Annotated in this window: 11 protein-coding genes and 1 rRNA gene; 4 read left to right on the top strand and 8 right to left on the bottom strand. The window is 62.7% G+C overall.

The features are described from left to right. Nucleotides 1-162: 162 nt before the first annotated feature. The 6 genes from GX515_09590 to GX515_09565 all read right to left on the bottom strand — a co-directional run bounded on the left by GX515_09590 (nt 163) and on the right by GX515_09565 (nt 9,301). The gene (locus GX515_09590; protein ID HHY33247.1) at nt 163-759 is read right to left on the bottom strand and encodes an NAD(P)H-dependent oxidoreductase subunit E; all 597 of its coding nucleotides are present in this window, start codon (nt 757-759) and stop codon (nt 163-165) included. Nucleotide 760: 1 nt separating this feature from the next. After that, nucleotides 761-2,650, bottom strand: a complete 1,890-nt coding sequence (locus GX515_09585) for a 2Fe-2S iron-sulfur cluster binding domain-containing protein (protein HHY33246.1) — start codon at nt 2,648-2,650, stop codon at nt 761-763. 5 nt (nt 2,651-2,655) lie between these two features. Continuing rightward, entirely contained in the window at nt 2,656-4,518 is a 1,863-nt protein-coding gene (gene nuoF, locus GX515_09580; protein ID HHY33245.1) for an NADH-quinone oxidoreductase subunit NuoF, read from the bottom strand. 186 nt (nt 4,519-4,704) lie between these two features. After that, a complete protein-coding gene (locus GX515_09575) occupies nt 4,705-4,905 on the bottom strand; it encodes a hypothetical protein (GenBank protein HHY33244.1) in 201 nt (66 codons plus the stop codon). Nucleotides 4,906-5,245: 340 nt separating this feature from the next. Continuing rightward, a complete protein-coding gene (locus GX515_09570) occupies nt 5,246-6,715 on the bottom strand; it encodes a sigma-54-dependent Fis family transcriptional regulator (GenBank protein ID HHY33243.1) in 1,470 nt (489 codons plus the stop codon). 48 nt (nt 6,716-6,763) lie between these two features. Beyond that, nucleotides 6,764-9,301, bottom strand: a complete 2,538-nt coding sequence (locus tag GX515_09565) for a PAS domain-containing protein (GenBank protein HHY33242.1) — start codon at nt 9,299-9,301, stop codon at nt 6,764-6,766. A 425-nt stretch (nt 9,302-9,726) separates the two neighbouring features. Between GX515_09565 and GX515_09560 the strand changes: the two genes are divergently transcribed. From GX515_09560 to phoU, 4 genes are all read left to right on the top strand, one after another. After that, nucleotides 9,727-10,431, top strand: a complete 705-nt coding sequence (locus GX515_09560; protein HHY33241.1) for a response regulator transcription factor — start codon at nt 9,727-9,729, stop codon at nt 10,429-10,431. A 48-nt stretch (nt 10,432-10,479) separates the two neighbouring features. Then, nucleotides 10,480-12,255, top strand: coding sequence for a phosphate regulon sensor histidine kinase PhoR (gene phoR / locus GX515_09555; protein ID HHY33240.1), 1,776 nt, complete (start codon nt 10,480-10,482; stop codon nt 12,253-12,255). A gap of 365 nt (nt 12,256-12,620) precedes the next feature. Further along, complete coding sequence (locus tag GX515_09550; GenBank protein ID HHY33239.1) at nt 12,621-13,373, top strand: phosphate ABC transporter ATP-binding protein; 753 nt, start codon at nt 12,621-12,623, stop codon at nt 13,371-13,373. An 88-nt stretch (nt 13,374-13,461) separates the two neighbouring features. Continuing rightward, nucleotides 13,462-14,118 carry a phosphate signaling complex protein PhoU gene (gene phoU, locus GX515_09545; GenBank protein HHY33238.1) on the top strand — a complete coding sequence of 219 codons (657 nt, stop codon included), beginning with the start codon at nt 13,462-13,464 and terminating at the stop codon, nt 14,116-14,118. Nucleotides 14,119-14,273: 155 nt separating this feature from the next. On the opposite strand, the gene GX515_09540 is transcribed toward phoU, so the two are convergent. Both GX515_09540 and rrf read right to left on the bottom strand, forming a co-directional pair. Then, complete coding sequence (locus tag GX515_09540; GenBank protein ID HHY33237.1) at nt 14,274-14,576, bottom strand: zinc-binding protein; 303 nt, start codon at nt 14,574-14,576, stop codon at nt 14,274-14,276. 203 nt (nt 14,577-14,779) lie between these two features. Next, a 5S ribosomal RNA gene (rrf, locus tag GX515_09535) occupies nt 14,780-14,894 on the bottom strand; the annotation flags it as partial.

Here is a 14,894-nt window from a genome sequence, read left to right as displayed (position 1 = left end):
TTCAGCCGCTTTGCAACACCGTGCTCGCAGCCGAGACCGAGTGATCGCGGTCGGGATCAGGAAACCCGGACCCTGATCCGAGAGACCCCGGCGGGGTTACCGGGGTCTCTCACAGCGTGGGAGCGGTGATGTCTGATTTATCTGGTAGAGTATACGACCGGGCTAGCTCGCGGCTGACTCGCTGGAATGACTAGCGGCGTACTCCGCAAGTATCCTCGGAATGTCCTCGGGCTTGACGCGTGCGAACACCGTATCGCCGATCATGACCACCGGGGCAAGCGCGCACGCACCGAGACACCTCACGGCCTGAAGCGTGAAAAGCCCGTCACGACTGGTGCCGCCGATGTCCACGCCGAGCTCCTTCTTTACGGCCTCCAGACACGCCGCAGCGCCCCTTACGTAACAGGCGGTGCCGAGGCACACGTTCACGGTCCACTTACCTTTCGGGCGAAGCGAGAAAAGCGAGTAGAACGTGGCGACCCCGTAGACCTCGCTCTCCGGCACTCCGAGGCCCTTCGCGATCCGGGTCTGCACGTCTTCCGGAAGGCAGCCGAAGAGCTGTTGAGCTTCGTGAAGCACGGGTATGAGTGATCCAGGGACGTCCTTGTGCTTGGCGATGATGTCATCCAGAATGCCGTACCTATCGTCCGGGAGCTTCCCTTGACACTTGCAAGCGGTCCCGCCAGCTTCGCCCGGCTTCGGTGCGACCTCGAGGCGGGCGCGCTTGTCTTTCGTCTGCTTGGTCTGCGCTGCCGACATGTCACATGGCCTCCTTCCTGGCGCTCGCCACTTGGGCGGCTTCCTCCACACTGTGATACGTCGTGTGGAGAAGCCGGTGTGCGACCTCGCTGCCCGGCTCGCCCAGGAACTCCTCGTACAGCCTTCGCACCGCAAGGTTCTCATGGGACCGCCTGGCTTTCATGCGCCCGTCCTCGGCGTACACGGCGCTGGCCCTCTTCGCCGCGATCTCGGGGTCGCCCGACCTCGGCTGGCCCCCACCCTCGATGCACCCGCCTGGACAAGCCATGATCTCCACGAAGTGATATGATGCTTTGCCATCGCGAATCCTCTGGAGAAGTCGCGCGGCGTTCCCAAGGCCGGACGCCACTGCGACACGAACCTGCTGCCCGCCCAGGTCAACGACGGCCTCACGTATGCCCTCAAGGCCGCGCACTTCGACGAACTCCAGCTTACCGCCGCCCGCCGCCTTGCCCGCAGATCTCTTCGCGACGACCTCGGAGACCGTGCGCAGCGCCGCCTCCATCACGCCCCCGGTCACGCCGAAGATGGTCCCGGCGCCCGTGGAGATGCCGAGCGGAGGGTCGAACTCCCCGTCAGGCAGGCTGGCAAGGTCTATGCCCGCAGCCTTGATCAAGCGGGCGAGCTCCCGCGTGGTGAGGGCGACATCGACGTCGCGCACGCCAGAGGCGTTCATCTCCGGCCGCGCGCATTCGTACTTCTTCGCGGTGCACGGCATGGCCGAAACACTGAAGATCTTGTCCGGCGCGATCCCCGCCTTCTTGGCGTAATAAGTCTTTATTACAGCTCCCATCATCTGCTGGGGCGACTTGCACGACGACAGGTTCTCGAGGAAATCCGGGAAGAACGTCTCGCAGAACCTCACCCATCCAGGACTGCACGAGGTGATGAGCGGCAGCCTGCCCCTGGACTTCATGCGCTCCAGAAGCTCGTGGCCTTCCTCCATAATCGTGAGGTCCGCCGTGAACTGGGTGTCGAACACCGCGTCGAATCCAAGCCGGTGGAGCGCCGTGGCGAGTTTCCCGGTAACCGCCGTGCCCGCGGGGATTCCGAACTCCTCCCCAATGGCAGCCCGCACAGCAGGAGCGACCTGAATGACAACATGGAGATTCGGATCGGCGATCGCATCCAGAACGCGGTCCCATTCCTCTTTCTCGCTTATTGCTCCAACCGGGCAAACTTTAGCACACTGACCGCACGACACGCACTTGGACTCCCCAAGCCCGTGCTCGAACATGGGCGTGACACATGAACGAGTGCCCCTGTACGCGAAGCCAAGCACGCCCGTGGCTTGAATCTCGTTACACACCTTCACGCAGCGCCCGCACAAGACACACTTGTCCGGCTGGCGTACCAGCGCCGGGCTGGATGCGTCAGGCTCCCTGTGTTCCCTTTCCCTGTTGAACCTCGCGGTCCGTATGCCTAGACGCATCGCGAGGTTCTGAAGCTCGCACCGCCCATTCCTCTCGCACTTGAGGCAGTCGTGGGGGTGAGCCGCGAGGAGGAGTTCCACCACGGTGCGGCGCGCCTCGCGCACCGCAGGCGTGTTGGTGTGCACCACCATGCCCTGGGCTACCGGCGTCACGCACGATGCGGGAAGGTTTCTCGCCCCCTCGATCTCCACTACGCAGACCCTGCAGGAGCCGATGCGGCCGACCGCAGGGTGGTAGCACAGCGTAGGTATGTCTCGGCCTACCCGTCGCGCTGCGTCGAGCACGGTCTCGCCCTCGCGCGCTTCGACCTCCTGCCCGTCTATGGTGAGCCTAACCACCTTCGCGGGCGCGGGGGACGGGGCGACGACCGGAGTTGAAGCTGGAGCGGGCGCTGGCGCCTGCTCCGGCGCCCCCGTGCTGTGAGCTTCAGCCTGTTTTTGCGGCAGAGCGGTATTCATCGCCTTCACCTCTTCACCACCGCCTGGAAACGGCACGCGCTCGCGCACGCCCCGCATCCCTGGCATAGGTCAGTGTTTATAGCATAGACCCTGCGCTTCCTGGCGTGACCGGCGGCAGCGCCACCCGCGGATGCCGCCCTCGCAGCGGTCTCCTCGGCCTCAGCCTCCGCGAGACTGATGGCGCCGACAGGACACGCTTTCGCGCAGAGCCCGCACCCTCTGCACTTGTCCGCGTCTATGCGGTAGCGCGTGAGCGCCTTGCACACGCCCGCGGGGCATCTCTTCTCGTAGATGTGAGCCTCGTACTCGTCCCTGAAGTATCTGATGGTGCTTAGCACGGGGTTCGGAGCGGTCTGGCCCAGCCCGCAAAGCGCAGTGTTCTTTATCGTGTTGCCGAGAGCCTCGAGTGTCTCGATGTCCCCCGGCTGGCCCTTTCCTTCGGTGATGCGAGTCAGGATGTCAAGCATCACCTTCGTCCCTTCCCTGCACGGAACGCATTTCCCGCACGACTCGTCCTGCGTGAACTGCAGGAAGAATCTAGCGATATCCACCATGCAGGTATCCTCGTCCATGATGATGAGGCCCCCCGACCCCATCATGGCGCCCAGTTTCACCAGTGTATCGTACTCCATGGGCGTGTCGAGGAAAGCCGCGGGAATGCAACCACCTGAAGGCCCGCCAGTCTGTGCGGCTTTGAAGGCCTTCCCACCGGGTATCCCACCGCCGATCTCGTACACGATCTCCCGCAGCGTGGTCCCCATGGGCACTTCCACAAGCCCTGTGTTGTTTATCTTGCCAGCGAGCGCGAAGACTTTCGTTCCCTTGCTCTTCTCCGTGCCGATGCTCGCGAACCACTCGGGGCCCCGCAGGATGATGGGCGGAATGTTCGCGAGGGTCTCGACGTTGTTGATAACGGTCGGTTTCGCCCAGAGGCCCTCGTTCGCGGGGAACGGCGGCTTCGGCCTAGGCATGCCGCGCTTGCCTTCCACGGACGCGAGGAGGGCCGTCTCCTCGCCACACACGAAGGCTCCTGCCCCTACCCTGATCTCGACGTCGAAGTCGAAACCGGACCCGAAGAGGTTCTCGCCCAGCACACCGAACTCGCGAGCCTGCCGGATGGCGTGCGAAAGCCGTGCCACCGCCAGCGGGTACTCTGCCCGCACGTATACGTAGCCCTGGTTCGCGCCGATGGCGTAGCCCGCTATTGCCATGGCCTCTATCACGCTGTGCGGGTCGCCCTCAAGCACGCTCCTGTCCATGAACGCGCCAGGGTCTCCTTCGTCTGCGTTGCAAACCACGTATTTCTGGTCCGCCCTCACGCGCGCGGCGAATTCCCACTTCAAACCGGTCGGGAATCCCGCTCCGCCGCGTCCCCTGAGGCCCGATCTCTTGACGATGTCGATGACCTCCCTGGGCTCCATGTCGGTGAGGACCCGTGCGAGAGCCTCATAGCCATCGCGCGCTACGTACTCGTTGATGTTCTCGGGGTCTATGACCCCGCAGTTACGCAAGACCACCTTGACCTGCTTCTTGAAGAAATCAATCGAGGCCAAGTTCGGCGCCAGGGTTCCGTCGGCGCTCCTATGGAGCAAGCGCTCCACGGGCCTGCCCTTCACGATGTGCTCACGCACGATCTCCGGAACGTCCTCGGGACGGACTCGCTGATAGAACGTGCCTTCCGGGTAAACCACAACCACTGGGCCCAGGTCGCACGATCCCACGCAGCCGGTCTGAATGACCTTTACCTCGCCGAGGACCCCTTCGGTCTCGAGGTTGCTCATGAGGGCTTCGTACACAGCCTGACAGCCCGAGGACACGCACCCGGCACCCGCGCACACCAGGATGTGAGCACGGCAGAACGGGCTCATCATTCTCTCACTCCTTACCGTGTTGGTCGGCTCGGAAACATCGGTCACTCGCCACCCAATCGAACCTCGCTTGGGAATTCTCCCCGTCAGCGGGTCCGGCCGGGCGCAGACGCCCGGAGCAGGACACCCACAGCCTTGTGACGTTCGGTCGACTGCAGGGGCGAATGTTGGGTCGCGCCGGCCGTCTTAGTTCTCGTCAAACTTCGCTTCCATGCGGGCTTCGCGGATCTGCCGCTCGAGGCGGGCGGCGCGCTTGAACCACGTGCCGTCCGGATAGGAAAGCCCGTATTCTTGCATGGCCTTCTCGTACTCAGCCCGGAGGTCTTCGTCAACATCTGGGGCCGAATCACGGAGCGCTGCCTCCCTTTTGAGAGCCACCGCCGACATGCCGGGTCCCTCCTTTGTGCCTTACTTCACAATCGGCCGCCGACTTTCAGCGCCCTCTCGCGCAGCCATCCCCAGGCAAGACACCGTGGCATTCACTCACGGTCCCATTGCCATCACCCGTGCTGCCGTCGTGGCGCCGTCCTGTTTCGCCGCCGGTCGCTTTTCGCCAGGGGGTTGAAGCAAGTTGCGTGCCAACCATCTCCGCGGAAAACGCGAAACCCGCCGGGATCGCCTCAGAGCAACGTCCCGAGCGGGTTTCTAGGTCTCTCACAGGCCTGTCACAGACGTGGTCCGGCGCGGCGCAGGCCCATGAAGGCCCCGTGATGTCCAAAGTGTTGGCTCATTCGTCCAAAATCTTGGCTGCGTCTGCCGGGCCAGGTCGCCTGCGGGTGTCCGGACGCGTCATTCCCAGCCTCTTCATCATCTCGTTCAGGGTGGTCCTCTTCAGCCCCAGGATCTCCGCGGCCCTGGCCTGGACGCCGCCGGCCTGCTCCAGTGCCTTTGCTATGAGTTCGCGCTTGTAGGAGTCGACCGCCTCGTCGAATCTGACGGCGCCCACAGCGCGAGCCGCCGCCTCTGGCCCCGTCGCCGTCTCTGTCCCCGTTCCCCTTGTGCCCTTCCCAGCCGCGGCATCATCCCCGGCTCCAACCGCGCCGGCGCGGCCGCTCACCCTCCGGACGATCTCGTCCGGGAGGTCCTCCAGCGAAAGCTCGCTGCCCTCGGCCAGGACGACAGCGCGTTCCACAGCGTTCTCGAGTTCCCGCACGTTCCCAGGCCAGTCGTACGCGACAAGGGCGGCCATGGCCTCTTTGGAGAAGGTCACTGGCCCCTTGAGGAGGCTCGACGCGTACTTCCTGGCGAAGTGCTTCGCGAGGAGCGGTATGTCTTCCCGCCGGTCACGGAGAGGCGGCAGATGGACGGTGATCACGTTGAGGCGGTAGTAAAGATCGCGCCTGAAGTCCCCGCGCTCTATGGCCTCCTCGAGGTCCCTGTTTGTCGCAACGATGACTCGCACGTCCACACGCCTCACCGACGTCTCTCCCACCCGGATGAACTCCTTGCTCTGAAGGAAACGGAGCAGCTTCGCCTGGAGCGCGAGGCTCACGTCACCGATCTCATCCAGGAACACCGTGCCGCCGTCGGCTTCCTCGAAGAGCCCGCGTTTGGTCGAGACCGCGCCCGTGAACGCCCCCCGTGCATGGCCGAAGAGCTCGCTTTCGAGCAGGGTCTCGGGAAGCGCTGCGCAGTTTATGCTGACGAACGGTTTCGCGGCTCTGAGGCTCTGACGGTGGATCTCCCGTGCGATGAGGTCCTTGCCCGTTCCACTTTCGCCCCGGACGAGCACGGTGGCATCGGTCCTCGCTACCTTCTCCACGAGCTTGAAGACGGCCTGCATCTCCCGGCTTGCACCTATGATGTCGCTGGACCTCTCCCTGATCGACTGGAGCTCACGGCGGAGCCTCCGGTTCTCGAGTGCGATCTCCCGCCGCTCCAGCGCCTTTTTCACGACGAGCCTAACCTCGTCCACCTTGAAGGGCTTGGGCAGATAGTCGAACGCCCCGGCTTTCATGGCCTCCACCGCGTTCTGGACCGTGGAATAGCCGGTGATGACCACGACCGGCGTATCGGGAAGCGACCTCCTGGCCTCCTCGAGAACCTCCATGCCGGTGACCCCCGGCATCATCAGATCGGTCACGATGACGTCGATCTCGTCACCGGACCTTATCTCCTCGAGGGCCCGCTCGCCGCTTGAGGCGCACACCACTTGATGCCCGTCCTGAGCGAGGACAAGCTGCAAGAATTCGCACATTTTCTCCTCGTCATCAACCACCAGCACCGTGCCGCCAGCCAACGGACATCACGCCTCCCTCGTGGAGGCCGGCAGGGTCACCGTGAACGTCGTGCCCTTGCCAACCTCGCTCTCGACTCGGATAAACCCGCCGTGTTTCTCCACTATGCCGAAGCTTATGGAGAGCCCCAGGCCGGTGCCTTTCCCCACTTCCTTGGTGGTAAAGAATGGGTCGAATATCCTGCCGAGGTTCTCCTCGGGAATACCGCAACCCGTGTCGGCGATGACGATCTCCACCGTGTCGCCATTGGCCAGCGGCACCACGTTGGCTGCGCCAGCACCGCCGCGCCGACCGCCCCCCACCACGACCGACCGCCCGTTCTCAGGGGCCATCTGCGGGCTCTCATGGACGTTGCCTGCGGAAAGGTCGCTGGCTCCAGGCCGCGCGCATGCTCTCGTGGATATCGTGAGGAGCCCCCCGTGAGGCATAGCCTGGATGGCGTTGAGCACCATGTTGAGCAGCACCTGTTGCAGCTCCCCGACATCGATCGCGGCCTCAGGGTCCGCGGCATCGAGGTCGACCTTAACCTCAACGCCCTTGTGGGCCATTTGGCCGCCGAATATCTTGAGAGTCCTCTCGACGGTCTCATTGACCTTGCACTTGCCGGAGGGCGTCGCGGCTGGCCTGGCGAAGCTGAGGAGGCTCCGCACTATCTCGGCGATCCTATCAGCCTCCTCCGCGATGGTCTTGAGATAGGACGCGCCAGGGCCATCCGCGCCGAGCATGCCTACCAGTAGCTCCGTGTATCCTGATATCAGCGTAAGCGGGGTGTTGATCTCATGGGCCACCCCGGCGGCGAGTTGCCCCAGGGCGGCAAGCCTGTCGGATTGGATGAGCTGACCCTCGAGCCTCCGCCTTTCGGTGATGTCATCGCTCAAAAGGACGGCCCCGTACACCTCGCCGCTGGAGTTCTTGAGAGGGCTCACTTTGAGGTTGACGATGACCTTCTCCTTGGCCTCGAGGGACGCGCCGTGGGCGCGACGCGTGTCCCCATCCCCGGCTTTTCTCAGAAGGTAAGTAACTTCCCCGATCTCGGTCGGCACCCCGCGAGCGACCGCCTCCTCGAAGGCGCGTCTGCACTCCGGGGTGTTCAAGGCGGGCAAGACCTCGAATATGCTGCGCCCGATCGCCTCGGCGGCCGCCTGGCGGCTCACGCGCCCTCCAGCATCGTTGAAGCTTGTGACGACCATGTTGCGGTCCACCACCACGATGCCCTCGGTGATGCTCTGCACGATGTCTTCGTGGTACGCCTTCAAGTCAGCGAGCAGCCTGTTGTGGAGCTCGAGTTGCTTTATCAGATACGGTAGGCACATTTTGTTCTCGGCGAGCCCTTGGAAGACGGCGACGGCTTTCTCGCGGCACGTGTTGTACCCGCACGCTCCGCAGTTTAGCTCGTCTTCAGGCCGGGTCTTGTCAAGCTCCTTCAGTATGCGGCGGATGTCGGCCTCGGTGGGCGTGGGAAGCACTATGTTCCTCGGCCGGAAAAAGCGCCTGGCTTCGATGGGCGGAAACGATGGGTGGGACGCGGTGATGGCCGCGCAGCCGGCAGCCTGCGCTGCGAGGCCGCGCTCCGCCCGCTCCCGCTCCGCCTGCCTGGTGAAATCCACAACCACGCGTCTCCTCGCGTACCCGAGCAGCGGGCTCGTAATCATGGGCCCGTTTATGCACCCCTCGCAGAAGAGCATGTCTACGAACTCAGGACACTCCCGCCCGCGCTTCAGGGCTTCCAGGAACTCTATGCAGTTGTCCTTCCCTTCCACCGTGATGATGTCGTTCTCAAGAATGTCCGCGTGGAACGCAGCGCTTCGGAGAAGGCCGCCGGCCACAGGATACAGCCTCCCGAGGTAAGCGCCCGGCTGGTCAAAATCTGAGTCGGGAAGGGACTCCACCTCGACTGGCAGATCGGTTAAAAGCGACCTGAGCTCGGCAAAGGTTAGCACGACATCAACGGCGTCAGCAACCTCGGGGTCCTCGATCTCGCTCTTCTTCGCAACACAAGGGCCAATGAAGACAGTGCGGGCGCCAGGGTGCACTCGTTTTATCATCCGTCCCGCAGCCACCATCGGCGAAACGACCGGGGCAAGCCTGGGCAAGAGCTCTGGGAATTTCGCCTCGACCAAGTTCACCACGGCGGGACACGGCGTGGAGATGATACCGCGGCGGCCTTCCTGCTGGACCAGCCTGATGTACTCCTGCGTAACGCGTTCAGCCCCCCACGCTACCTCGTAGACCCCGGCAAACCCCGCTCGTCGGAGCGCCTCCACGACCTGTCCCGGACGAAACTCGCCCGCGAACTCCACCACGAAGGAGGGCGCCAGCATAGCGTAGGCCTCACCAGACCGGGCCGCTTCCCGCGCCGCCGGCAGGTCTTCCTTGATATGCTTGGCGTGTTGGGCGCACACGCGCACGCAGTACCCGCATGCGATGCAGAGGTTCTCCATGACGGTCGCCTGGCCGCCCTCAACCTTGATCGCCTTCACGGGGCAGTTTCTCACGCACGCATAACAGCTCTTGCATTTCCCCTTAATAGTTGTGACGACGTTCACAAACGGCGTCCTCCCGCGCCCTTGGCCGTCAGGCGTCGGGCCAGATAGTCATCTGCGCTCATCTGCGCGCCCGGCCGTGCGAACAAGGCCATCGACGCCCCTAGTGAGCTGAGCGCGGCCTGTCGACACAGCTCGGAGGCATGGCTCGTCAGCTGGGGCTCCTACTCCTAAAGGCCTGGCCGACGTCGCCGGGGCACGCTCGCCATGCCACGATGTCGGGGCCCCGGAACATCAGGCCCCTCGACAGGATTCGTGGCCACAGTCATTATACCATAAGTACTTCTCACGTTCCCTTTCGTTCCCTGCGGCGGTCGCGCTATCGCGCTGGCGCCCGAACCCGTCCAAAGTTATAATCAGCATGAGAAACGCTGCGAGGACGCGAGCGCGGCCCGGCACGCGAACGTATATGGAACGGAGGGTGGACCATGGCCAAGAAGATACTCGTGGTTGATGACGAACCTCCAATCCTTGAGTTGGTCCGGTTTAACCTCGAAAAGGAGGGTTTCACGGTCATTACTGCATCCGACGGCGAGGAGGGTCTCCGGCGCGCGCGCGGCGAAGCACCCGACCTCGTCATTCTCGACCTGATGCTCCCCGGAGTGGACGGCATAGAGGTGTGCCAGCAGCTTCGCCGCGAGACCAACGTACCCGTCCTCATGCTCACGGCAAAGAGCGAGGAGTTCGACAGAGTGCTAGGGCTTTCCGTGGGCGCCGACGATTACGTCACGAAGCCTTTCAGTCCGCGCGAGCTTGTGGCGAGGGTGAAGGCGTTGCTTCGCAGACGGGAGATGGACCTCAAGGAAACGCACGAGGGCGAGACACACGAGCGCATGCGCGTGGGAGACCTCGTTATCGACACAGCACGGTTCGAGGTCGAGGTGCGAGGCGTGCGGACGGAGCTCACGCCGAAAGAGTTCGAGCTCCTCCGGGTCCTCGTGGCCAACAAAGGGAAGGTCCTCACGAGAGACTCGCTCCTTGAGAAAGTGTGGGGGTACGACTATGAGGGGGACATGCGCACCGTGGACGTGCACATAAGGCGCCTGCGACAGAAGATAGAGAAAGACGACTCACGGCCCGCGTACATTCAGACCGTGCACGGCGTGGGCTACCGCTTCAGGGACGACACTTAGGCCGGTCCAGCCACCGTTGTAGCCCACGAAGGGAGTTGAGACGCCACGATGGTTGCCGGATACCGCAGGCGGTTGACCCTCACATATCTCATCGTCGTCTTCTCGTCCCTGCTCATCATCGGCGTGTGCCTCACGAGATCCATCCAAGGCTACTTCATCGCCAGGCTTGACCAGGAGATGAGGGCCGAGACCCTCTTGCTCTCAGAGCTCGTCCGGCCGGACCTTGAGAACGGGCGCGGCATGGACGTCATGGACCGCGTCGCCGACGACATCGGCAGCAAAACTGGTCTCCGGGTGACGATCATGAGTTCGAATGGAGCGGTGCTCGGAGATTCCGAGGAAGATCCCGCCACTATGGAGGGGCATGCCACTAGGCCCGAGGTCCTCGAGTCGCTCAAGACCGGGACTGGCACGGCTGTGCGCTACAGCACCACCCTTGGCGCACGCCTGAGGTACGTGGCGATGCCTGTGATGTCTCGGGACGGCGGCAGGGTCATAGGATTCGTGAGGCTGGCGATGCCCCTCTCGCAAGTAGACAGGCTCACGGGAATCATAAGGCGGCTCATCCTCCAGGTAAGCGTCCTCGTCGCGCTCATGGCGGCGGGCCTCAGCGTGCTGTTGGCAAGAAGCATCGGCAATCCCTTGCGGGATATGGCCGAGGCAGCGCGGGAGATAGCGCGCGGGAACTTCAAGCGCAAGATCCGTGTCAGCAGCCCTGACGAGTTGGGCCAGCTTGGCGCGGCCTTCAATCACATGGCTTCTGAACTCGAGCGTAGCATCAGCGAGCTTGCCGAACGCAAGAACCGCATGGAAACGATCCTCGCGGCGATGGCAGACGGCGTCATCGCCGTCGACCCATACGGGAGGATCCTTCTGGTGAACCGCGCCGCCTGTGAGATGCTGGGCGTTTCTGAAGAGCGAGCGCTCGGAAAGTACGTCCTCGAGGCAGTCCGCAACCACGACCTCGCGGAGGCGCTCGAGTCCGCGATGCGCGGCGAGGCCGACACCCGCGAGATAAAGTTGAGGAACCCACGCCCGGCAACCATCGGCGTGCTCTCAGCGCCGATATTGGAGGGCAACAATGGGGCCGTGACGGGCGCGGTGGCCGTGCTCCATGATGTAACCGAGGTCAGGCGGCTCGAGCAGATCCGCACGGATTTCGTCTCCAACGTGTCCCATGAGCTTCGTACGCCTGTCACGTCCATAAAGGGATTCGTGGACACCCTCCTCGAGGGGGCCATGGACGACAGGGCGACCCTTGAACGGTTCCTGGGCATCATCAGTCGTGAGACGGACAGGCTGGCGCAGATAATATCCGATCTCTTGGAGCTGTCGAAACTCGAGTCAAGGGGCACGGAGGTTCGGAAGACCCCCGTGTCGCTCCAGGCCGTGGTCGAAGCCGCTCTCGGGATAGTCCAAGGCAAGGCTCTCCAACGGAACATCCACATCTCCGTGGAGATAAGCCCAGACCTGCCGCCCGTGCCCGCTGACGAGGCTCTCCTCGTCCAGGTTTTCGTAAACCTCCTGGATAATGCGGTGAAGTACACCCCTGAGGGCGGGCAGGTGCAAGTTCGTGCGCGTCAGGAGGACGGTGCGACCCGTGTGGACGTGTGCGACACAGGCATCGGGATCCCGCCTGAGCATCTGCCGAGGATATTCGAACGATTCTACCGGGTGGATAAGGGGAGGTCGCGCCAGCTTGGAGGGACGGGACTGGGACTCGCCATCGTGAAGCACATAGTCGAGCGTCACGGCGGTCGGGTATGGGTAGCGAGCACGCCAGGAGAGGGGTCCACGTTTTCATTCACCTTGCCCAACGCTTAAGTCGCGCCTGGGCCTCCACGGCCGGTCCTCGGCTTCGGCTCCGGCCTCCGCAAGCGAACCGGGCACCGGCTGCCGGGTGACGGACGGGCGGGTCATGGTTAACCCCGATTTAACATCGGCGCAATAACGCTTAACGCAGGCACAACACGGGAGCAACAGGGATATGTCACAATGGGCCTTGTGACGACCTGCGGCTCGAGCAAGCTCGCCCAAACAGGCTCGGAAGGCGCAACGCGAGGGGGAGGGAAAAACGTCCGGTGACCTCAAGGCTTGTCCTGGAGATCGCATCGCATGAACAAGAGACAAGGCAGGGCTCGAACAAGAGCAAGAGCCCGGCGGTCGGACGCGGGCGTGTGGGCGCACTACTGCCGAAAATAGTGACTTCGCGACTTAATCTGTTCTACGGCTCCTTTCGCGCTCTCAGGGACATATCCATTTCCATCGAGGAGCGGAAGATAACAGCGTTGATCGGGCCGTCGGGGTGTGGCAAATCAACGTTTCTCCGCACTCTGAACCGTATGAACGATATCATCCCTGGCGTGAGAATCGAGGGGCGTGTCACCATCGACGGACAGGACATTTACGGGCCCGGTGTTGACCTGGTGGGACTTCGCAAGAGAGTGGGCATGGTATTCCAGCGACCCAATCCGTTCCCCATGTCCGTGTTCGATAACGTGGCTTACGGGCCGCGCATTCACGGACTCGCGACGAAAGCCACTCTTCCCGACATTGTTGAGCGAAGCCTCAGGGCCGCGGCGTTGTGGGACGAGGTGAAAGACAGGCTGAAGGACTCTGCGCTGGGGTTGTCAGGCGGGCAGCAGCAGAGGCTGTGCATTGCGAGAGTGCTCGCAGTAGAACCCGAGGTGCTCCTGATGGATGAGCCGTGTTCGGCGCTCGACCCCATATCGACAGCAAAGATCGAGGATCTCATGACCGATCTCAAGCAGGACTACACGATAGTGATCGTCACCCACAACATGCAGCAGGCGGGGCGAGTATCTGACAAGACAGGGTTCTTCTTATCCGGTGAGCTTATAGAATATGGTGAGACGAAAGAGATATTCGAGCGACCGCGCGACAAGCGCACGGAGGACTATATAACGGGCAGGTTTGGTTGAGACAGCGGACCCTGTGAGCACGCGACACTGCGGTAAGCACGCGCGACACTGCGCAACACTGGCTGAAGACCGAGGGGAAGTGTCAAGGGTGACGAGACGGGCATACGAACAGGAGCTTCGTGCCCTGAAGCAGAACATCCTAATGATGGGGAGCACGGTTGAGGAAGCAGTCCACCTCGCCATCGAAGCCCTCGCGCACCAGGACGTGGATCTCGCCAGGCAGATCATCGAAAACGACAAGCGCGTGGACGATCTCGAGCTCTCCATTGAAGAGCAGTGCCTCAAGCTTCTTGCGTTACAGCAGCCTCTGGCGGGCGACCTACGTATGATAGCCACGGCTATCTGGGTGATCACCGACCTGGAGCGCATGGGAGACCATGCCGTGAACATATCGGAGATCGCCGTCCGCATCGGCAAGCAGCCTCTCATAAAACCCTTGGTTGACATCCCCAGAATGGCCGAGCTCGCCACAGGAATGATCAAGGGCTGCCTTGATGCTTTCGTGGCGAGAGACCCCGACCTTGCCCGCAAGACGTGTGCCACCGACGACCAGGTAGACAGGATCTACGAGGAGCTTTTCGACGAGCTGATGGGGTTCATCGTGAACAGCTCCGACACGACGACGAGCAGCCAGGCCGCTAACCTCCTCTTCGTTGCGAGGTTCCTGGAACGCATCGCGGACCATGCCACAAACATTGGCGAGCGGGTCATCTACATGGTCACGGGGTTGCGGGAGAGCTACTGACGGGAAGGAAAGGACCCGCGTCGCATGACGCGGGTCCCCTGCGTTTTCTTTCAGGCTTCGAACCGCAACCTCCGAAATCCGGCCCTTCGAGCCCTCTCGGGCTCCCCCAAGGCCCGGATTCCATTGATCGTGAGCGCAGCAGCCCGGCTCGCTGTTTACCGCCTGGCTCTCATTGCCTGGAAGCACTCGGCGCAGTAGACAGGCTTGTCGTTGCGCGGCTTGAACGGGACGGTGGTTTCAGCTCCGCAGTTGGAGCAGATGGCCGGATACATCTCGCGAGGCTCCTGGCGATCACCGAAACGACCGCCACGGTTAGCCTGCTTCCGAGCCGCCCGGCACGCCGGGCAACGGCTGGGCTCGTTCTCAAATCCTTTCGACGCGAAGAACTCCTGCTCGCTTGCGGTGAAAGTGAACTCCCGACCGCAGTCCCTGCACACGAGGGTCTTGTCCTGGTACATGAAAGAAACCTCCTTACCAATGTAGCCCTCAAGGGCCGTATTCGCCGTGTCCTCAGGGCTACGTGTGGAGGCAAGAACTCCGAATAAGGAGCGGGTTTGCTGGTCCAGTCAACCCTCGGTTTCAGGCATTTAGAGTATACACCTTGCTCGAAGCCGTTGCAATAGTGGGAGCAGAATAAAAGTGGGGGCAGAATAAAAAAGCCTTCCGGCAGCGACCTACTCTCCCGCACCGTTGCCAGTGCAGTACCATCGGCGCTGGAGGGCTTAACTTCTGTGTTCGGAATGGGAACAGGTGTTTCCCCTCCGCTATTGCCACCG

This window comes from Bacillota bacterium (assembly GCA_012842395.1).
In the GTDB taxonomy this organism is placed as follows: domain Bacteria; phylum Bacillota; class SHA-98; order UBA4971; family UBA4971; genus UBA6256.
The sequence above is the reverse complement of the archived record's forward strand: the minus strand, read 5'-3'. Positions and strand labels throughout refer to the sequence as shown.